General features: G+C 63.6%; 19 protein-coding genes. 4 read left to right on the forward strand and 15 right to left on the reverse strand.

Annotation, left to right across the window (positions count from 1 at the left end; translation table 11 throughout):
* Nucleotides 1-77 precede the first annotated feature (77 nt).
* The 11 genes from GV068_RS11925 to GV068_RS11975 form a co-directional block, all read right to left on the reverse strand.
* Nucleotides 78-482, reverse strand: coding sequence for an RseA family anti-sigma factor (locus GV068_RS11925; protein WP_159697647.1), 405 nt, complete (start codon nt 480-482; stop codon nt 78-80).
* A gap of 59 nt (nt 483-541) precedes the next feature.
* Entirely contained in the window at nt 542-1,144 is a 603-nt protein-coding gene (rpoE, locus tag GV068_RS11930) for an RNA polymerase sigma factor RpoE (RefSeq protein ID WP_159697649.1), read from the reverse strand.
* Between the two features lie 61 nt (nt 1,145-1,205).
* Nucleotides 1,206-1,688, reverse strand: coding sequence for a protein YgfX (locus GV068_RS11935; RefSeq protein ID WP_159697651.1), 483 nt, complete (start codon nt 1,686-1,688; stop codon nt 1,206-1,208).
* A gap of 162 nt (nt 1,689-1,850) precedes the next feature.
* Complete coding sequence (fabF, locus tag GV068_RS11940; RefSeq protein WP_159697653.1) at nt 1,851-3,101, reverse strand: beta-ketoacyl-ACP synthase II; 1,251 nt, start codon at nt 3,099-3,101, stop codon at nt 1,851-1,853.
* Nucleotides 3,102-3,133: 32 nt separating this feature from the next.
* Nucleotides 3,134-3,373, reverse strand: coding sequence for an acyl carrier protein (acpP, locus tag GV068_RS11945; RefSeq protein ID WP_020653257.1), 240 nt, complete (start codon nt 3,371-3,373; stop codon nt 3,134-3,136).
* Nucleotides 3,374-3,554: 181 nt separating this feature from the next.
* Nucleotides 3,555-4,292 carry a 3-oxoacyl-ACP reductase FabG gene (gene fabG / locus GV068_RS11950; protein ID WP_159697655.1) on the reverse strand — a complete coding sequence of 246 codons (738 nt, stop codon included), beginning with the start codon at nt 4,290-4,292 and terminating at the stop codon, nt 3,555-3,557.
* A 47-nt stretch (nt 4,293-4,339) separates the two neighbouring features.
* Nucleotides 4,340-5,275: an ACP S-malonyltransferase gene (fabD, locus tag GV068_RS11955; RefSeq protein ID WP_159697657.1), complete on the reverse strand. Its 936-nt coding sequence runs from the start codon at nt 5,273-5,275 to the stop codon at nt 4,340-4,342.
* Between the two features lie 171 nt (nt 5,276-5,446).
* Nucleotides 5,447-6,433 carry a beta-ketoacyl-ACP synthase III gene (locus GV068_RS11960; protein ID WP_159697659.1) on the reverse strand — a complete coding sequence of 329 codons (987 nt, stop codon included), beginning with the start codon at nt 6,431-6,433 and terminating at the stop codon, nt 5,447-5,449.
* 23 nt (nt 6,434-6,456) lie between these two features.
* Nucleotides 6,457-7,482 (reverse strand): phosphate acyltransferase PlsX, encoded by a 1,026-nt coding sequence (gene plsX, locus GV068_RS11965; protein ID WP_159697661.1) that lies wholly within the window; start codon nt 7,480-7,482, stop codon nt 6,457-6,459.
* Nucleotides 7,483-7,673: 191 nt separating this feature from the next.
* Nucleotides 7,674-7,856 carry a 50S ribosomal protein L32 gene (gene rpmF, locus GV068_RS11970; RefSeq protein ID WP_005666806.1) on the reverse strand — a complete coding sequence of 61 codons (183 nt, stop codon included), beginning with the start codon at nt 7,854-7,856 and terminating at the stop codon, nt 7,674-7,676.
* Between the two features lie 219 nt (nt 7,857-8,075).
* Nucleotides 8,076-8,573 (reverse strand): DUF177 domain-containing protein, encoded by a 498-nt coding sequence (locus GV068_RS11975; protein ID WP_159697663.1) that lies wholly within the window; start codon nt 8,571-8,573, stop codon nt 8,076-8,078.
* Nucleotides 8,574-8,758: 185 nt separating this feature from the next.
* On the opposite strand from GV068_RS11975, the gene GV068_RS11980 reads away from it, so the two are divergent.
* On the forward strand, nt 8,759-9,373 hold the full coding sequence (locus GV068_RS11980; protein WP_159697665.1) for a Maf family nucleotide pyrophosphatase: 615 nt from the start codon (nt 8,759-8,761) through the stop codon (nt 9,371-9,373).
* A 3-nt stretch (nt 9,374-9,376) separates the two neighbouring features.
* Nucleotides 9,377-10,126 (forward strand): SAM-dependent methyltransferase, encoded by a 750-nt coding sequence (locus tag GV068_RS11985; protein WP_159697667.1) that lies wholly within the window; start codon nt 9,377-9,379, stop codon nt 10,124-10,126.
* Nucleotides 10,127-10,161: 35 nt separating this feature from the next.
* Here GV068_RS11985 and GV068_RS11990 read toward each other — a convergent pair whose 3' ends face one another.
* From GV068_RS11990 to aceA, 3 genes are all read right to left on the reverse strand, one after another.
* Complete coding sequence (locus tag GV068_RS11990) at nt 10,162-11,430, reverse strand: EAL and HDOD domain-containing protein (RefSeq protein ID WP_159697669.1); 1,269 nt, start codon at nt 11,428-11,430, stop codon at nt 10,162-10,164.
* Between the two features lie 121 nt (nt 11,431-11,551).
* On the reverse strand, nt 11,552-12,763 hold the full coding sequence (rlmJ, locus tag GV068_RS11995) for a 23S rRNA (adenine(2030)-N(6))-methyltransferase RlmJ (RefSeq protein WP_159697671.1): 1,212 nt from the start codon (nt 12,761-12,763) through the stop codon (nt 11,552-11,554).
* Between the two features lie 133 nt (nt 12,764-12,896).
* On the reverse strand, nt 12,897-14,195 hold the full coding sequence (gene aceA, locus GV068_RS12000) for an isocitrate lyase (protein WP_159697673.1): 1,299 nt from the start codon (nt 14,193-14,195) through the stop codon (nt 12,897-12,899).
* Between the two features lie 469 nt (nt 14,196-14,664).
* Here aceA and GV068_RS12005 point away from each other — a divergent pair, with 469 nt between their 5' ends.
* Together GV068_RS12005 and GV068_RS25215 are read left to right on the forward strand one after the other, a co-directional pair.
* A complete protein-coding gene (locus GV068_RS12005; RefSeq protein ID WP_159697675.1) occupies nt 14,665-15,249 on the forward strand; it encodes a PEP-CTERM sorting domain-containing protein in 585 nt (194 codons plus the stop codon).
* A 176-nt stretch (nt 15,250-15,425) separates the two neighbouring features.
* On the forward strand, nt 15,426-16,001 hold the full coding sequence (locus tag GV068_RS25215) for a PEP-CTERM sorting domain-containing protein (protein ID WP_229464115.1): 576 nt from the start codon (nt 15,426-15,428) through the stop codon (nt 15,999-16,001).
* A gap of 71 nt (nt 16,002-16,072) precedes the next feature.
* On the opposite strand, the gene clpB is transcribed toward GV068_RS25215, so the two are convergent.
* The gene (gene clpB / locus GV068_RS12015; RefSeq protein ID WP_159697677.1) at nt 16,073-18,679 is read right to left on the reverse strand and encodes an ATP-dependent chaperone ClpB; all 2,607 of its coding nucleotides are present in this window, start codon (nt 18,677-18,679) and stop codon (nt 16,073-16,075) included.
* Between the last annotated feature and the right edge of the window lie 3 nt (nt 18,680-18,682).

Consider the following 18,682-nt stretch of genomic DNA (forward strand, 5'->3'; position numbering starts at 1 on the left):
GAATCAATGAGTGCCAATACATACGTGGTACGTATCAGCAATGCGTGCGCCCGAAGGCTGGCTCAGACAGGCCTGGATCAGAGTCGCTTGACGACCGGCGGATTCACTTCCGGCACCGGCGCTTCGTGCGGCGCCACCGCCTGCCCGCCCAGCTTGGCGCCGTTGAGGCTGTCGGCGCCCGCGACCACGCTGGGCGCGATCGCCGCCAGTTCTTCCGCCGGGGTGGCGGGACGCGCCGCCGTGCGCCGCAGCGGCGTCGGCTCGGCCGCCAGCCGATCGGCCAGACGCGCGGCGAAGTTTGGTGACAGCTCGGCGTGACCCGGCTCGCTGCGCAGCGCGTCGCCGATGCGGTGGTAGAGATCCCATGCCTGCTGGCCGTCCGTTTCGCGCAGGGCTGCCAGTGCGAGCTCAAGGTCGGCATCCGGTTGTTCGCCGTCCGCAAACGCCGATATGTATTCGCGTGTCTTCTTGTTTGTATCCATCTGGTAACCCGCTGACGTCGGTCTGTTCAATATGCCCTGCCACTGTACGATCCTGCTACTTACCGACGTTTGTCAACCGGGAAATCGAGCAATGGGCGCAATTTCTCGGCGATGACTTCGCGTGCACGGAAAATCCGGCTCCGCACGGTTCCTATCGGACACGCCATCACCTCGGAGATTTCTTCGTAGCTCAATCCTTCTATTTCTCGCAGGACAATTGCCGTTCGCAATTCCAGCGGCAGTGCTTCCATCGCCGCGTTCACCGTAAGGGCAATCTGCTTGCTCGCCAACACCGATTCCGGTGTGTTTATGTCGCGCAAGCTGTCTGCGTCGTCGAATCCCTCCGCCCGCTCGGCGTCGGCCTCGGTGGAGGTCGGCGCCCGGCGGCCCTGTGTGACCAGAAAATTCTTCGCCGTGTTGATCCCGATGCGATACAGCCAGGTGTAGAAGGCGGAATCGCCGCGGAAGTGACGCAGGGCGCGGAAGGCCTTGATGAAGGTTTCCTGCACCACGTCTTCCGCTTCGGCCGGGTCGTGCACGAGGCGCGACACCAGGCGCATCAGCCGACGCTGGTACTTGGCCACGAGCAGGTCGAACGCACCCCGGTCACCGGCCTGGACGCGCTCCACCAACACCTGATCACCCTCGCGTTCTGTCGTCACGGACCATGTCCCATCGGCTGCCACGGCCCTCCTCCATAAGAGTTGGCCCGCTGCAATAAGTTCAAAGTATTTTGTGTTGCACCGCCGCCTCGCCAAACTCCGCCGCGCCGGCGCCGAGCGCCACCGCCAGGGTGCGGAAAGCTTCCGGCGGCAGGCTGTCGGGCAGGACAGCGACGCAATGACGCCCGCCCGAAGGCGTGCCGAGGCGCAGCAGCATCAGCCGCGGCCACAGCGTCGAACCCGGCAGAAGCCGCACCGGCAGCGCTTCCGTTTCTTCCTGCCGCACACCCTGTTGTACCGTCAGGCGTAGCTGGCCGGGTCCAGAAAGATCAATGCGATGCACCATTGCAGGACGCAGCGCCGCATGCGCCACGCATAGGCCGGCGAACAGCAGCGCAGCCGCCACAAGCGGACCGAAGGCGAAAACCTGGGGCGTGACAAAGCCCACGGCGCAGGCGGCCGCGCACAGGGATGCGCCGGCGCCGGCGAGCAGGAAACGCAGGCGGCGCGACGGCGCAATCACGACAGACATCGCGAACGACATGGTGCGAGCAGGGAAAGGAAGGGACGCCGCAAGCCGGGGCCGTGCGGGAGTACAGCGGAGGTACAACGATGCGCAGGACCGAAACGGTCGAGGCTGTCAGGCGCCCATCCCGGTTAGACCGGAATGGGCGTGGTCTGGTTCAGACCCTCAGGTGAGAATCCTTCAGACTTTTGCGAAAACGAGGGTACCGTTGGTACCGCCGAAGCCGAAGGAGTTCTTCACCGCGTAATCGATCTTCATGTCACGCGCCGTGTTGGCCACGAAGTCCAGGTCGCATTCCGGATCCTGGTTGAAGATGTTGATCGTCGGCGGCGACTTCCGGTGATGGATCGCCAGCACGGTGAACACCGATTCCAGGCCGCCCGCGCCACCCAGCAGGTGGCCGGTCATCGACTTGGTCGAATTCACGACGAGACCGGTCTTGGCGTGGTCGCCGAAGACGCGCTTGATGCCGCGCACTTCCGCCACGTCGCCCAGCGGCGTCGAGGTGCCGTGCGCATTGACGTACTGGACTTCGCTGGCGTTCAGGCCGGCGTTGTGCAGGGCCGCAACCATGCAGCGCGCCGCGCCGCTACCATCCTCGACCGGCGAGGTGATGTGGTTGGCGTCCGCGCTCATGCCGAAGCCGATGACTTCGGCGTAGATTTTCGCACCGCGCTTGACCGCGTGTTCGTACTCTTCGAGCACCATCACGCCGGCGCCCTCGCCCAGCACGAAGCCGTCGCGGTCCTTGTCCCACGGACGCGACGCGGTGGACGGGTCGTCGTTGCGGGTGGACAGCGCGCGTGCCGAGGCGAAACCGCCCAGGCCCAGTGGCGAGACGGTCGACTCCGCGCCGCCGGCGACCATCACGTCGGCATCGCCGTACTCGATCAGGCGAGCGGCGGCGCCGATGCAGTGCAGGCCGGTGGTGCAGGCGGTGACGATCGCCAGGTTCGGGCCACGCAGGCCGAATTTGATCGAGAGATCGCCCGAGATCATGTTGATGATCGATGCCGGCACGAAGAAGGGCGAGATGCGGCGCGGGCCGCGATTCATGTACTCTTCCTTGGTGGCTTCGATCATCGGCAGGCCGCCGATACCCGAACCGATGGTCACACCGATACGGTCCGCGTTTTCCTCGGTCACGACCAGGCCCGAATCCTGCAGGGCCTGGATACCGGCAGCCATGCCGTAATGGATAAAGCTATCCATGTTACGGCCTTCCTTGCCCGGCAGGTAATCTTCCACCTTGAAGTTCTTCACTTCACCGGCGAAATGCGTCGTGAACGGCGCCGCGTCGAACTTGGTAATGTTGGCAATGCCCGACTTACCGGCCAGCGCCGCGTCCCACGCCTCGGCAATCGTATTGCCGATTGGTGAAATGCAGCCCAGGCCGGTAACGACGACACGGCGGTTGCGTGAACGGCTCAAGCGATTCTCCCAGAAACTTTTAAAGCGACAGCTTAGGCCTTGACGTGCGCGGTGGCGTAGTCGATGGCTTGCTTGACGGTGGTGATCTTCTCAGCCTGCTCGTCAGGGATTTCCATTTCGAACTCGTCTTCCAGTGCCATCACCAGTTCCACGGTGTCCAGCGAGTCAGCGCCGAGGTCGTCAACGAACGAGGATTCGATTTTGATGTCTGCTTCTGCAACGCCCAGTTGCTCAGCGACGATTTTTTTAACGCGTTGTTCGATATCCGACATGTTATGGCTCCATTAAGGTATGTGTTGCGGAAAGTGCGCGCATTTTAGCAGGTTTGCGCGGTGAAAAACTACTTTCGGCGATTGCAGCTATTTCCACCGAAATTACAGCTAAAAGAAGCGAATGCGCCGGATATTGTTCGCTGACGAGCGAATACCGGCGTTTTCGCCCTATTTATACTCTTCAATTCATGTACATGCCGCCATTCACGTGCAGCTCGGTGCCCGTGATGTAGGCAGCGGTCGGCCCGGCCAGGAAGACGACGGCGTGGGCGATGTCTTCCGGCTGGCCCAGGCGGCCCAGCGGGATCTGGCCCAGCAGCGCGGCGTGCTGGTCGTCGCCCAGCGCCTTGGTCATGTCGGTATCGATGAAACCGGGAGCGACGCAGTTGACGGTGATGTTGCGGCTGCCGATCTCGCGCGCCAGGGCGCGGGTCATGCCGGCCACGCCGGCCTTGGCGGCGGCGTAGTTCATCTGGCCCGGATTGCCCGAGGCGCCCACCACCGAGGTGATGTTGATGATGCGGCCGTGCTTGGCCTTCATCATCCCGCGCAGCACCAGGCGCGACAGGCGGCCGACGGCGGTCAGGTTGGTCGAGATGACGCCGTCCCACTCTTCGTCCTTCATGCGCATGGCCAGGTTGTCCTGGGTGATGCCGGCATTGTTGACCAGGATCGACAGGCTGCCGAAGCTCTTTTGCGTGTCCTCGACCACGGCCGCGCAGTTGGCGGCATCGGTGACGTTCAGGACGACGCCCTTGCCGCCGAACTCTTTCAGGTAGTCGGTGATCGCTGCGGCGCCGGACTCGCTGGTGGCGGTGCCGACGACCTTCGCGCCCTGGCGCGCCAGTTCCAGCGCGATGGCCTTGCCGATGCCGCGCGAAGCGCCAGTGACGAGAGCGACTTGGTTCTCCAGATTCATTCTTTTCCTCTACTAGTGGTGTTCTCGATGTGCGTCAGGCCGCTCGCTCAGGCGTTGAGCGAGGCCAGGACGCGCTCCAGCGCGGCCTGGTCGACCAGCGCTTCGCCGGCCAGCGCCGGGTCGATGCGCTTGGCCATGCCGATCAGGGTCTTGCTTGGCGCGCATTCGATCACCTGGGTGACGCCGCTGGCGGCCATCTTCTGCATGGTCTCGACCCAGCGCACCGGACCGGCCGCCTGGCGCACGAGGGCATCCTTGATCGCAGCCGGATCGTGCAGGATAGCGACGTCCACGTTGTTGATCAAGTCGATCTGCGGCGCGGAGAATTCGATCTTTTCCATGTACTCGCGCAAACGGTCCGAAGCGGGCTTCAGCAGCGACGAGTGGAACGGGGCCGAGACTGCCAGTTTCATGGCGCGTTTCGCGCCCTTGGCCTTGGCGATCTCGCAGGCGCGGTCGATCGCGGCGGCATGGCCGGCGATCACGATCTGGGTCGGCTCGTTGAAGTTCACGGCTTCCACGACTTCGCCCTGGGCGGCTTCAAGGCAGACGGCGCGCACGTCGTCGGCCTGCAGGCCCAGCACGACGGCCATGCCGCCCTGCCCCACCGGCACCGCGTCCTGCATCGATTGCGCGCGGAAGCGCACCAGCGGCACGGCGTCCTTGAACTGGATCACGCCGGCGGCCACCAGGGCCGAATATTCGCCCAGGCTGTGGCCGGCGACGAGGCTCGGCACCGGGCCGCCGGCGGCGATCCAGGCGCGGTACACGGCGACCGCGGCGGTCAGCATCACCGGCTGGGTATTGGTGGTGAGGTCGAGGTCTTCCTTCGGACCTTCGGCGATCAGCTTGCCGAGGTCGAAGCCGAGCGCATCGGAAGCTTCAGCGACGGTCTGGTCGACGACCGGGTTGCCGGCGAAGCCGTTCAGCATGCCGACGGCCTGGGCGCCCTGGCCGGTAAACAGGAAAGCGAATTTGCTCATCTTCTTATTCTCTCTGTTCGAATGTTGCAGTTACCGTAGGGTGGGCGGGTCTCCCGCCCACGCGTCCAAACGTCGGACGCACTGTGGCAATGCATATTATGGTTGAACGCGTGGGCGGGGAACCCGCCCACCCTACGTATCGCCGCAACGCATATGTTGCGGCCAAAACTTTTACATGCGGGCGAGCACGGCGCCCCAGGTGAAGCCGCCGCCGACGCCTTCCATCAGCACATTGTCACCCTTCTTGATGCGGCCATCGCGCACCGCAGCGTCGAGCGCCAGCGGGATCGAGGCGGCCGATGTGTTGCCGTGCTGGTCGACGGTGACGACCATCTTCTCCATCGGCAGGTCGAGTTTCTTGGCGGTGCCCTTCATAATGCGCAGGTTGGCCTGGTGCGGGATCAGCCAGTCGATGTCGGACGGCTGCATCTGCGCGTGCTCGAGCGCTTCCTTGGCGACTTCTTCCAGCACGGTGACGGCCAGCTTGAACACCGCCGGGCCGTCCATGTACAGGAAACCGCTGCCGGCGACGGCGCCGCCGGCCAGGTTGCCCGGGATCGACAGGATATGCGACTGGCTGCCGTCGGCGTGCAGCTTGGTGGCCAGCACGCCCGGCTCGCTTGATGCTTCCAGCACCACGGCGCCGGCGCCGTCGCCGAACAGCACGCAGGTGGTGCGGTCGGTGAAGTCGAGGATGCGCGAGAACACTTCGGCGCCGATCACCAGCACGCGCTTGTAGACACCGGCGCGGATGAAGGCGTCGGCGGTCGAGACCGCGTACACGAAGCCGCTGCACACGGCCTGCACGTCGAAAGCAGCGCTATTGTTGGCCATGCCGAGCTTTTGCTGCACGATGCAGGCGGTGCTCGGGAAGCTGCCGTGGAAGTCGGGAGTGGAACTGGCGACGATCACCAGGTCGATGTCGGCGGGCGCCCGGCCGGACGCTTCGATCGCCTTGCGCGCGGCATTCACGGCCAGGTCAGAAGCGTTTTCGTCGGCGGCCGCATAGTGGCGGCTCGAGATGCCGCTGCGGGTCACGATCCATTCGTCGGACGTCTCGACGCCCTGCTCGGCCAGCTGGGCCGCGAGCTGCTCGTTGGTGACGCGCTTGGCCGGCAGGTAGCTGCCGGTACCGGTGATCTTGCTATAGACAGTCATCTCTCCACCATCCTGCTAGGTAATTACGCCTGGCGCTGGGCGTCGGGCGGGGTCGGCATCAGTTCGGCGATCAGGGCCGACAGCTGCTCTTGAACATCGTATTTGGCGGCGTCGTAGGCGCGCTTGATCGCCCATTCGAAGGCAAAGGCATTCGCGCCGCCATGGCTCTTGAAGACCAGGCCTTTCAGGCCCAGCAGGCCGGCGCCGTTGTAGCGCTCCGGGTTGAGCTTCTTCAGCGACTTGCGGGCCAGCAGCGCGCCGGCCATCGACAGGATGTTCTCGGTGAACACCGACTTGAAAAAGCGCGACAGGCCTTCGACGGCCTTGAGCGTGACGTTGCCGACGAAGCCGTCGCACACGATCACGTCCACCGTGCCCTTGAAGATGTCGTTGCCTTCGACGTTGCCGTGGAAATTCAGCTTGCCGCGCTCATGGTCGGCCTTGAGCAGCACGCCGGTGGCCTTGACCACCTCGTTGCCCTTGATGTCTTCGGTGCCGACGTTGAGCAGGCCGATGGTCGGGCGCGGGATGCCTTCCATCGCCGAGCACAGCACCGAACCCATGATGGCGAACTGGTGCAGGTGGTGCGGTTCGCAGTCCACGTTGGCGCCCAGGTCGAGCATGTAGGTCGGGCCGTTCTTCTGGTTCGGCATGATCGAGCAGATCGCCGGACGGTCGACGCCGGCCATGGTCTTGAGCACGTAGCGCGAGATCGCCATCAGGGCGCCGGTATTGCCGGCCGAGACGCTGGCATTCGCCGTGCCGTCCTTGACCAGCTCGACCGCCACGCGCATGGACGAATCCTTTTTCTTGCGCAGGGCGATTTCCAGCGGATCGTCCATGGTGACGACTTCGGTGGCGTTCTTGAAAGTGATACGGGGATGCGTCTCGACGCGGTGCTTTTTGAGCTCGGCGCGCAGGACGTCTTCGAGTCCCACCAGGATCAGGTGGACGTCAGCTTGTTTTTTTAGAAACGAAACGGCTGCCGGAATGGTAACTGAGGGGCCGTGGTCGCCGCCCATGCAGTCAATGGAAATTGTGATTGTCATTTGTTCGGGGATGCCGGCTCAGCCGAAGCGAGCGACAGGATGGGGGTGGGCGTGGCTCGTGGCCAGCCGTTGTCCGCGCAATTCAAAATGACGGTGTGCAAGCTTGTTGCAGCCGAGGACAAAGAAAAAGCGGCGCCACGCAGAAAACATACGTTGCACCGCTTTCATGGTACTAAAGTACAAGACGTCGATTACTCGTCGTTCTTGGTCTTCAGGACTTTGCGACCACGGTAGAAACCGTTCGGGCTGATGTGGTGACGCAGGTGGGTTTCGCCGGTGGTCGGCTCGACTGCCAGGTTCGGTGCGGTCAGGAAATCGTGCGAACGGTGCATGCCGCGCTTCGACGGGGACTTCTTATTCTGCTGAACTGCCATGATGACTCCTAATACATAAGTTCTAAAATTCTAACACATTCGACTTGCAAATACATGCAGATCGAGTATCCCAGCGGCAATTTCTTATTCATCCATTGCCGACATGTTTTAACGCTGCCTACATCAACTGCCTACTGCCATACTCGACTACTGCACGCGTTTGACACGTTCTTTCAGTCGTACTGCCTGGTACTGCGGTACTACTAATTCTGTTACTGCTTATTCGGGCTTGAGATTTTTCAGTGCCGCGAACGGCGAGACCTTTTCGGTCTTCAGGGTGTCCAGGAGCTTGGTGTCCGGACATACCTCGTGTTTCGGTGCCTGCGGCAGGGCCAGCAGGGCTTCGTCTTCCAGCAACTGGCGGATGTCGCATTCGCGGCTGCCGACGATCACGTCGATGCTTTCGTCGTCGAGGACTTCCTCGATCCCGTCCGCGTCTTCGTCGTCCTTGCCGAGCACCAGCATGGTGGACGAATCGATCTCGTAATCCAGGGCCGTGAGGCAACGCTGGCATACCAGCTTCACGGGACCGGCGACTGCCAGGGTCATCGATGGATAGCCCTGCTTGGTCTGACCGCCGTCGATCGACCAGCGGAGCTCGCCGGAGTTGTCGGCGCAATCGGCTGCCAGACGGGTCATCTCGGCCACGGGCGTCACGCCCTCGCGGTGTCCGCTATTCCGGCAAAACTCGAAGGCGTCAATGACAAAAGCGCTCATTTGGAAAACTTCCCCGGAAAACCTGCGATAATAACAGGCTTCTCCCCGCAGAGTCAAAGACTTACGTCGTTTTTGACCCCTCCGCCTTGTACGCAATAACCGATGTGTTGCATTTACCGGATTTACTTGCCGGAGATATATGATCTATAAGCTTGTCTACTAGTTTTTCCATTCGACAGACCGCAATGATACCAAGTTCCACGTCCCCGCGCCTCATACTTGCATCCAGTTCCGCTTATCGCCGCGAGTTGCTGTCGCGCCTGCAATTGCCCTTTGAAGCGATCGCACCGGACATCGACGAGACGCCGCAGCCTGGCGAGGCGCCGCAGGACACCGCCCTGCGCCTGGCGCGCGAAAAGGCGGCCGCGGTGGCGGCGCGGGCGCCCGGCGCGCTCGTGATCGGCTCGGACCAGGTCGCGACCCTGGACGGCCTGCAGATCGGCAAACCGGGCGATCATGCGCGCGCGCTGGCGCAATTGCAGCTGATGCGCGGCCGGCGCGTGGTCTTCCATACCGCCCTGTGCCTGTGGGACAGCCGCGTGGCCGATCCGGTTGCAGCGGCGCAAGTGGAGAACGTGCAGGTCTTCGTCGACTTCCGCGACCTGCCGGATGCCGAACTGGACGCCTACCTTCGCATCGAACAGCCCTACGACTGCGCCGGGAGCGCCAAGAACGAGGGTCTGGGCATCGCCCTGCTCGAACGCATCGAGTCGAGCGACCCGACCGCCCTCACCGGCCTGCCCCTGATCGCCCTGACCGGCATGCTGCGCCGCGCCGGTGTTTCCTTTTTCACTTCCTGAACGATGCCTGGCACTCTTTACCTGATTCCGAATACCCTTGGTCCCGTCGACGCCGCGCCCGGCGCCCTGTCCGCCCTGCTGCCCACCCAGGTGCAGGCGCTGACGTCGAAACTCGATTATTTCGTCGCCGAGAACGCCAAGACGGCGCGCGCCTTCCTGAAACTGGTCGCCATTGACCACCCGCTGGCCAGGCCGCTGCAGGAAATCGAGATCGCGGAACTGAACGTGAACACCCCGCCGGCCGCGCTCGCACAGCTGCTGGCGCCGCTGCTGGCTGGACGCGATGCGGGCCTGGTGTCGGAAGCCGGCGTGCCGGCGGTGGCCGATCCGGGCGCCGACCTGGTCCGCCTGGCGCACCAGCATGGGATTGCAGTGCGTCCGCTGGTGGGGCCGTCCTCGCTGCTGCTGGCCGTGATGGCGAGCGGGCTGAACGGGCAAAGTTTCGCGTTTAACGGCTACCTGCCGACGGATGCGGGACAGCGCACCAAGCGTATCCAGCAACTGGAGGGACGTTCGCGCAGCGAGAAGCAGACCCAGCTGCTGATCGAGACGCCGTATCGGAATGGACAGATGCTGGAAGCGCTGGTGGGGGCCTGCCAGCCGGGGACCCTGGTGTGCGTGGCCACCGACTTGTCGCTGGCGAGCGAGTCGGTCAGGACCTTGACGGCCGCGAAGTGGAAAGCGGCGCTGGCGGCTGGAAAGGCGCCTGACTTCCACAAGAAGCCGACCGTGTTCCTTTTCCTAGGGCAGTGATCCCGGCAGTGGTCGGCCTGGCCGACCACGGTTCCTCAGTGCGCTTCGTTGGTGAGCTCCCTCACCCAGTCGAAGGCTTTCAATTCGAGCTCGCGGATCTGTGCCACGCTCAGGCCGAGTTTACGCAGCGCGTTATACAGCTGGCACCCGCCCTCGGCCGCTTCCAGCAGCTCGGTCACCCGCAGCATCGTCCCGAACTCCCCTTCCCGGTCCAGCAGCGCGGCGCGCACGTCGTCCGCGATTTCCACGTTATCGAGGATTTCCGCCATGGGAATCGAGAACAGCGCGTCGGCCAGCGACATGATCCCCACTGTGAACGCCCGGTCGGCCCGGGCCGCGTCGTCCGGACGCTTGGCCAGGGTCATCAGTTCAAGCAGCTTGCCGCGCGTGGTGGCGAGCTGCAGCAGGGGCGAAGCCAGTTCGACGCCGCCGCCCGCCGTGGTGTAGAGCAGGATCTGCAGCCAGCGCTGCAGCTGGCGCCGTCCCAGCTGGCTCAGCGCCTGCGACAGGGATTCGATCTGCGGCCCGGGCGCCGCGCGGCTGTTCACCAGGCGCAGCAGGTTCAGGCTGATCAGGGCGTCGCGCTTGACTGCGGTTTCGATCACCTGGGCGTCAGCATCCGAACTCACCAGTTCCAGCAGCCGCAGGATCGCCATCTCCGAGGGTGTGATCTTCTTGCCCGACAGGATCACCGGACGGGCAAAATAATAGCCTTGGAAGTATTCGAAGCCGAGGTCCATGCACAGCCGGAATTCGTCGAGTGTCTCGACCTTTTCCGCCAGCAGTTTCTTGCCAGTGGACTTGAGCGAAGCCACCAGCTGCCGCAGTTCGGCGCGGGGCGTGAGCTTGACGTCGACCTTGATCACGTCCACCAGGCCGACCAATCGGTCGAGCTCGGGAGAGTGCTCGACCACGTCGTCGACCGCGAACTTGAACCCGAGTTCCTTCAGCTCGGCGACGCGCGCCAGCAGCTGCCGGGTCGGCTTGACGGTTTCGAGGATTTCGAGGATAACCTTATGGGGAGGCAGGAAACGTACGAAGTCGCTCATCAGGACGACCTCGTCGACGTTGACGAAGGCGAGCTGTTCGCCGACCACCTGCTCCATGCCGAGCTGCGACGCGTGCGAGATCACAGCCGCCGTTGCCGCAGCATTGTCGGTCAGCTTCGCATCGTCGTCCTCGCCGGCGGCACGGAACAGCAGCTCGAATGCCACGAGATGCTGGTCACGGCCGAGGATGGGCTGACGTGCGAGGAAAAAATCGTTGGACGGCACGGACGCCGCTGCCGTTGCTTCGGCATGCATCTAAAAAACTCCCGGAAACTGTTGCGGCATGGACGCGCCTGCCGAGCGGGCGCGCGAACGCCCACCTCGGAGACTATACTACAAATCCGACATTATTAGCATTTTTATATCGAATCGCGCCTCAGCGCTTGCCACCTGGCTTGCCGTTCGGCCGCGGACCAGCCGAGCGCGGCTGTGCCCCGCCGGGGCTGGCCGGACGCCGCGCCGAAGCGCGCGCCTCGCCCTTTCCAGCGGCTTGCGGCTTGGCCTGGGCGCTGCCGTCGGGATGCCAGGCGCGGCGCGGCGATGGGCTGGCGGCCGGCTTGGCCGGAGCGCCCTCTTCGCCTTCGCGCACCATGCTCTGGCCCGGCAGGCGCAGGCTGCCCTTGCCCGACAGCGGGCTGGCGCGGCGTGCATTGCCGACCGGCGCGCGCGGGCCTTCGCCGGCCAGGCGCGCCGAGGCTGCGCCCGTGACCTGGGTGCCGGTCTCGATGGTGAAGCGGGCGCCCGCGTCCTTGCCCAGCACCTGCACCAGGTAGGGCATGGTTTCGCGCAGCATGGCTTCCAGGGTGTACGGTGGGTTCAGGATGAACATGCCGCTGCTGTGCAGGCCGATGCCGTCCGGGCCGGGCGTCGACACGGTCAGGGTCACGTTCAGCCATTCCTTGGCCGGCAGGCGCTTGAGCTTGTCCGGGAACTGGCGCGACTCCATGCGCTGCAGCACCGGGTACCAGACCGCATACATGCCGCTCGGGAAGCGGCCCAGCGCTTCTTCCAGCGCATCGCGCACCTTCTTGTAGTCGTCCTTTACCTCGTAGGGCGGGTCGATCAGCACCAGCGCGCGGCGCGATGGCGGCGGCAGCAGTTTTTTCAGGCTCTGGAAACCGTCGCCATGCTCGATCAGCACGCGCCTGCCGCGCGAGCGCTCGCCCTGCTCGGCCTTGTGCGCCTCGGCCTTGCGCACGTTCTCGTTCAGGATCTTGACGTCGGCCGGGTGCAGCTCGAACAGGCGAAGGCGATCCTCCGCACGGGACATTTGGTCTGCCACATAGGGCGAGCCCGGGTAGTAGCGCATCTTGCCGCTCGGGTTCATCGCCTTGACCAGGTCGAGGTAGGGCTGGAGCGCCGCCGGGACGTTCACCGCGTTCCACAGTGGACCGATGCCGGTATCGAATTCGCCGGTCTTGGTCGCCTGGAAGCTGTCGAGCGCGTAGACGCCGGCGCCAGAGTGGGTATCGATATAGGTGTAGGCGACGTCCTTCTGGTTCATGTACAGGTGCAGCTGCACTTGTACAAAGTGTTTGAGGACATCGGCGTGGTTACCCGCGTGGAAAGCGTGGCGGTAGCTCAACATAAGCTGGAATTCCTGAGAAAAGTGTCGGTGCCGCCTTTTCAGCGGCGCAATGGCCGCCATTATCCACTACAACACGCATTCCCGGGATGTTAGTAGGGTGGGCGGCAAGCCGCCCACCCTACTAACCTTCAGCTTAAGCGACTTTCTTCTCGTCGAAGAACTGCTCGTCCTCGGTCGAACCATGCAGCGCGGTGGTCGAGCTCTGGTTCTGCTGGATGGTCTGGGTCACGGCGTCGAAGTAGCCGGTGCCGACTTCGCGCTGGTGCTTGACGGCGGTGAAGCCCTTGTCGGCGGCGGCGAACTCGTTTTCCTGCAGTTCGACGAAGGCCGACATGCCGCGGCGGGCATAGCCGTGCGCCAGGTTGAACATGCTGTAGTTCAGGGCGTGGAAGCCGGCCAGGGTGATGAACTGGAACTTGTAGCCCATCGCGCCCAGCTCTTTCTGGAACTTGGCGATGGTGGCGTCGTCCAGGTTCTTCTTCCAGTTGAACGACGGCGAGCAGTTATAGGCCAGCATCTTGCCCGGGAACTTGGCGTGGATGGCTTCGGCGAACTGCTTGGCGAAGTTCAGGTCCGGCTTGCCGGTTTCGCACCACACCAGGTCGGCGAAGGGCGCGTAGGCCAGGCCGCGCGAGATCGCCTGCTCGACACCCGGCTTCACACGATAGAAGCCTTCCACGGTGCGCTCGCCGGTGCAGAACGGCTGGTCGATCGGGTCGACGTCGGAGGTAAGCAGGTCGGCTGCTTCCGCGTCGGTGCGGGCGATAACCAGGGTCGGGGTGCCCATCACGTCGGCTGCCAGGCGCGCGGCGTTCAGCTTCTCGACCGCCTCGCGGCTCGGCACCAGCACCTTGCCGCCCATGTGGCCGCATTTCTTGACCGACGCCAGCTGGTCTTCGAAGTGCACGCCGGCGGCGCCCGCGTCGATCATGGCCTTCATCAGCTCGAAGGCATTCAGCACGCCGCCAAAGCCGGCTTCGGCGTCGGCCACGATCGGGGCGAAGTAGTCGATGTCGTCCTTGCCTTCGGACCACTGGATCTGATCAGCGCGCTGGAAGGTATTGTTAATGCGGCGCACCACCTGCGGCACCGAGTTGGCCGGGTACAGCGACTGGTCCGGATACATCTCGCCGGCGACGTTGGCGTCACCCGCCACCTGCCAGCCGGATAGGTAGATGGCCTTCAGGCCAGCCTTCACCTGCTGCATGGCCTGGTTGCCGGTCAGCGCGCCGAGGGCGTTGACGTAGGGCTCGTTGTTGACCAGGTCCCACAGCTTTTCGGCGCCGCGCTTGGCCAGCGTATGTTCGATCTGGATCGAACCGCGCAGGCGGACGACGTCAGCCGCCGTGTAGTTGCGCGTCACGCCTTTCCAGCGCGGGTTGGTATCCCAGTCTTGCTGGAGTTCACTGATCTGCTGTTCACGAGTTGCCATGCTGTTTCTCCTGATTGAAAGTCGATTTGCGAGAGGAATCCGTTGGGTTAATCATAGATCAGTTTGTGCGGAGCACAACAACTCTTATATAAGACATCAAAGGAATATTTTCTCGTTTCCTTTCAACGACTTGTGAGCTTCGTTTCATGATGTGGCATAAAATTTCTTAAAATGGAAACAAGAAAGCGGCGCGGCTTTGCTGCGAATTTCGCCAGACGAGAAATGCGTTTCACAATGTGAAAATCGCGGCGGACGCAGTGTTGCTTGAATGAAGTAAATCATCAATTCAATCAAATAATTTATTGACTTGAAGAAAATCTGATGACATCATACAAATCATCAGATTCGTCAAAATAACTCATTCCAACCGAAAGCGACCATGCCTACCCTCTTCCGTCTCGCTATCAGCAGCCTCCTTATTGTTGCCGCAAGTAATGCGTCTGCCGGTGTCATCACGCAAGATGGCGTCGTGTTCACCTCGAATTTCACCGGGAATGTCCTGACGCTCGAAATCGATGCCGCGAACCGCAGCGGTGGCTGGGCCGCGGCCAGCGCGATCGACGCGCTGTCGATCAAGACCATCGGCAGCTTTTCCGGCGTGACGATGAGCTCCTCGGGCGGCGCCGCCTGGTCGCTCTTGCCCACCGAACTGAACTCCAAGGGTTGCGCCGCCGCGAAGGCGGGAGCCAGCACGACCAGCCTGACTCGCCTGTGCTACACCGGCGCCGGCCTCGCGCTGGCGGACAATATGCTGTTCACCTTTACCTTCACTGGCACCCCGGCCCTGTCGGCGCCGCACTTGAAGGTGCACTTCGTCGACGCCAAGGGCGTCAAGACCGGCAGCCTGCTGTCGCTCGACTTCCCGGCCACGCCGGAGCTGATCCCGGCGCCAAGCATTACCCTGCCAGTGAAGGAAACCGCCAGTTCCAGCGCCGGCTCGCCGCTCATCCCGGCCGCAACGAACACCACGTCGAATGTGCCGGAACCGCAGAGCATCGCCCTGCTGGCCGCCGGCTTCGCGATGCTGGGCCTGACGCGCCGCCGCAAGTCCTAAGTCGTACTCAAGGCGTGGCGCGCCTGCAGAAAACGCTAACTCAGCCATTCGTTAGTCGCCACACAGAAAGGTCAATACCGGCGGCATAGTCTGGGCCTGCGTACTCATCCGTACGCAAGTCCGGGTCGTTCGCCGACGCGAAGGCCCGGTCATTCAAACTCATCGAGGAGATTGATTTGAAGACCTTACTTGCCAAAGCAACTGCCATCCTGGCGCTCACTGCCGGTGTCGTCGCCTCCAGCCAGGCCGGCACCCTCACCTACCAGGGGGTCACCTTCACGTCCACCTGGTCCGGCAACCTGCTCACCCTGGAAATCGACGCCGCCAACCGCAGCGGCGACTGGGCCAGTGCGAGCACCATCGGCGCCCTCCAGCTCAAGGACCTCGGGACCTTCTCCGACGTCACCCTGGTCTCGGCCCCGGGCGCGGCGACCGACTGGACCCTGTCCTCGAACGAACTGAACGCAAACGGCTGCGGCGGCGGCGCGCATGTGGGGCGCAGCCTGTGCTACTCGGGCGATCGCATCGCGCTGACGGACGACATGGTGTTCCAGTTCAGCTTCGCCGGCGGTGCGCCGGCGCTGGACGCGCCGCACCTGAAGGTGAACTTCTTCGGCGAGGGCGAGCGCAAGGTGGGCAGCCTGCTGTCGCAGACCATTGCGCCGGTGCCGGAGCCGGGGTCGTACGCGATGATGCTGGGCGGGCTGGGGCTGGTGGGGTTCATGGCGCGTAGGAAGCGCAAGCAGCAGTGATTTCTTTGACGATGTAAAAAACGGCCCGTTCCTTTTGGGACGCGCCGTTTTCATTGGTGGCGGGAAGAGCCTTATTTGGCCAGCTCCACCTCCTTCTCGAACACGAGGTTCCCCCCGCGCACGCGGGTGCGGATCGTATCCTTCGGCCCGAAGCGGCCCGCCAGGATCTCCTTCGACAGCGGATTCTCGATCTGCTGCTGGATCGCGCGCTTGAGCGGGCGGGCGCCGTAGACCGGGTCGTAGCCTGCCTCCGCGATCTTCTGCAGCGCCTCTTCGTCGATGTCGAGCGCCATGTCCATCTTGGCCAGGCGCTGCTCCAGGTTGTGCAGCTGGATCTTGGCGATCGCGCCGATGTTCTTCTCGTCGAGCGCATGGAACACCACGATCTCGTCGATCCGGTTGATGAACTCGGGACGGAAGTGGCCACGCACCTCGGCCATCACGGCCAGCTTCACCACCGCCGGTTCGTCCGTGTCCATCGACTGGATCTTGTTCGAACCCAGGTTCGAGGTCATCACGATCACCGTGTTCTTGAAGTCCACCGTGCGGCCCTGGCCGTCGGTCATGCGGCCGTCGTCCAGCGCCTGCAGCAGGACATTGAACACGTCCGGGTGCGCCTTCTCGATCTCGTCGAGCAGGATCACGCTGTAGGGCTTGCGGCGCACGGCTTCCGTGAGATAACCGCCCTCTTCGTAGCCAACATAGCCCGGCGGCGCGCCGATCAGGCGGGCGACCGAATGCTTCTCCATGAATTCGCTCATGTCGATGCGGATCAGGGCGTGCTCGGTATCGAACAGGAAGTTCGCCAGCGCCTTGCACAGCTCGGTCTTGCCGACGCCGGTCGGGCCCAGGAACATGAAGGAGCCGTACGGGCGGTTCGGGTCGGACAGGCCGGCGCGCGAGCGGCGGATCGCATCCGACACCGCTTCGATCGCTTCGTCCTGGCCCACCACGCGCTTGTGCAGCTCGTCCTCGATATGCAGCAGCTTTTCGCGCTCGCCCTGCATCATGCGCGACACCGGGATGCCGGTCGCACGCGCCACCACTTCGGCGATTTCCTCGGCCCCGACCTGGGTGCGCAGCAGCTTCGGCTTGGTCGACTCGCCGTCGGCATTGGCCGCGGCTTCCTCGGCCTTCTTGAGCTGCGCTTCCAGTTCCGGCAGGCGGCCGTACTGCAGCTCGGAGACACGCTGCCAGTTGCTCTGGCGCTTGGCTTCCTCCATCTGGTGGCGGATGCGCTCGATCTCTTCCTTGATGTGGGTGGTGCCCTGCACCGCCGCTTTCTCGGCCTTGAGGACCTCTTCCAGGTCGTTGTACTCGCGTTCCAGTCTCGCTATCTCTTCGTCGAGCAGCTCGAGGCGGCGCTGCGAGGCTTCGTCGGTTTCCTTGCGCACGGCTTCGCGCTCGATCTTCAGCTGGATCAGGCGGCGTTCGAGCTTGTCCATGACTTCCGGCTTGGAATCGATCTCGATCTTGATCTTCGCGGCCGCCTCGTCGATCAGGTCGATCGCCTTGTCCGGCAAGAAGCGGTCGGTGATGTAGCGGTGCGACAGCTCGGCCGCGGCGATGATCGCCGGGTCGGTGATCTCGACCTTGTGGTGCAGTTCGTACTTTTCCTGCAGGCCGCGCAGGATGGCGATGGTCGCCTCCACGCTCGGCTCATCGACCATGATCTTCTGGAAGCGGCGCTCCAGCGCGGCGTCTTTCTCGACATACTTGCGGTACTCGTCCAGCGTGGTCGCGCCGACGCAGTGCAGTTCGCCCCGTGCCAGCGCCGGCTTGAGCATGTTACCCGCGTCCATCGCGCCTTCGGCCTTGCCGGCGCCGACCATGGTGTGGATCTCGTCGATGAAGACGATGGTCATGCCTTCGTCCTGGGCCAGCTCCTTCAGTACCGACTTCAGGCGTTCTTCGAACTCGCCGCGGTACTTGGCGCCGGCCAGCAGGGCCGCCATGTCGAGCGACAGCACGCGCTTGCCCTTGAGCGAATCGGGCACCTCGCCATTGACGATGCGCTGCGCCAGGCCTTCGACGATGGCGGTCTTGCCCACGCCCGGCTCGCCGATCAGCACCGGGTTGTTCTTGGAACGGCGCTGCAGCACCTGGATCGCGCGGCGGATCTCGTCGTCGCGGCCGATCACCGGGTCGAGCTTGCCCTGGCGCGCGCGCTCGGTCAGGTCGAGGGTGTATTTTTTCAGCGCTTCACGCTGGCCTTCGGCGTCCTGCGAATTCACCGATTCGCCGCCACGCACGGCCGAGATGGCCGATTCGAGCGACTTGCGTGCCAGGCCGTGTTCGCGCGCCAGGCGGCCGGCGTCGGACTTGTCTTCGGTGAGCGCCAGCAGGATCATTTCGGACGACAGGAACTGGTCGCCGCGCTTCTGCGATTCGCGGTCAGCCAGGTTCAGCAGCGACACGAGTTCGCGCGAAACCTGCACGTCGCCGCCGGTGCCGCTCACCTTGGGCAGGCGCTCCAGCGCCGACTTCAGCGCGTTCGACAGGCCGCCGACGTTGACGCCGGCGCGCTGCAGGAGGGACCGGGCGCTGCCGTCGTCCTGGTTCAACAGGGCGACCAGCAGGTGGACCGGATCGATGTATTGGTTATCGTTGCCGACCGCCAGGCTCTGGGCATCCGCCAGCGCTTCCTGGAGCTTGGTCGTCAGTTTGTCTTGCCGCATGGT

It is taken from the genome of Massilia sp. 9I (genome assembly GCF_902506415.1).
In the GTDB taxonomy this organism is placed as follows: domain Bacteria; phylum Pseudomonadota; class Gammaproteobacteria; order Burkholderiales; family Burkholderiaceae_D; genus Telluria.

What these genes read in the sequence shown, in the direction of transcription:
- GV068_RS11925 (WP_159697647.1), bottom strand. Translation starts at nt 482, where the DNA reads ATGGATACAAACAAGAAGACACGCGAATACATATCGGCGTTTGCGGAC.
- GV068_RS11935 (WP_159697651.1), bottom strand. Translation starts at nt 1,688, where the DNA reads ATGTCGTTCGCGATGTCTGTCGTGATTGCGCCGTCGCGCCGCCTGCGT.
- acpP (WP_020653257.1), bottom strand. Translation starts at nt 3,373, where the DNA reads ATGTCGGATATCGAACAACGCGTTAAAAAAATCGTCGCTGAGCAACTG.
- fabG (WP_159697655.1), bottom strand. Translation starts at nt 4,292, where the DNA reads ATGAATCTGGAGAACCAAGTCGCTCTCGTCACTGGCGCTTCGCGCGGC.
- fabD (WP_159697657.1), bottom strand. Translation starts at nt 5,275, where the DNA reads ATGAGCAAATTCGCTTTCCTGTTTACCGGCCAGGGCGCCCAGGCCGTC.
- GV068_RS11960 (WP_159697659.1), bottom strand. Translation starts at nt 6,433, where the DNA reads ATGACTGTCTATAGCAAGATCACCGGTACCGGCAGCTACCTGCCGGCC.
- plsX (WP_159697661.1), bottom strand. Translation starts at nt 7,482, where the DNA reads ATGACAATCACAATTTCCATTGACTGCATGGGCGGCGACCACGGCCCC.
- rpmF (WP_005666806.1), bottom strand. Translation starts at nt 7,856, where the DNA reads ATGGCAGTTCAGCAGAATAAGAAGTCCCCGTCGAAGCGCGGCATGCAC.
- GV068_RS11975 (WP_159697663.1), bottom strand. Translation starts at nt 8,573, where the DNA reads ATGAGCGCTTTTGTCATTGACGCCTTCGAGTTTTGCCGGAATAGCGGA.
- GV068_RS11980 (WP_159697665.1), top strand. Translation starts at nt 8,759, where the DNA reads ATGATACCAAGTTCCACGTCCCCGCGCCTCATACTTGCATCCAGTTCC.
- GV068_RS11985 (WP_159697667.1), top strand. Translation starts at nt 9,377, where the DNA reads ATGCCTGGCACTCTTTACCTGATTCCGAATACCCTTGGTCCCGTCGAC.
- GV068_RS11990 (WP_159697669.1), bottom strand. Translation starts at nt 11,430, where the DNA reads ATGCATGCCGAAGCAACGGCAGCGGCGTCCGTGCCGTCCAACGATTTT.
- rlmJ (WP_159697671.1), bottom strand. Translation starts at nt 12,763, where the DNA reads ATGTTGAGCTACCGCCACGCTTTCCACGCGGGTAACCACGCCGATGTC.
- aceA (WP_159697673.1), bottom strand. Translation starts at nt 14,195, where the DNA reads ATGGCAACTCGTGAACAGCAGATCAGTGAACTCCAGCAAGACTGGGAT.
- clpB (WP_159697677.1), bottom strand. Translation starts at nt 18,679, where the DNA reads ATGCGGCAAGACAAACTGACGACCAAGCTCCAGGAAGCGCTGGCGGAT.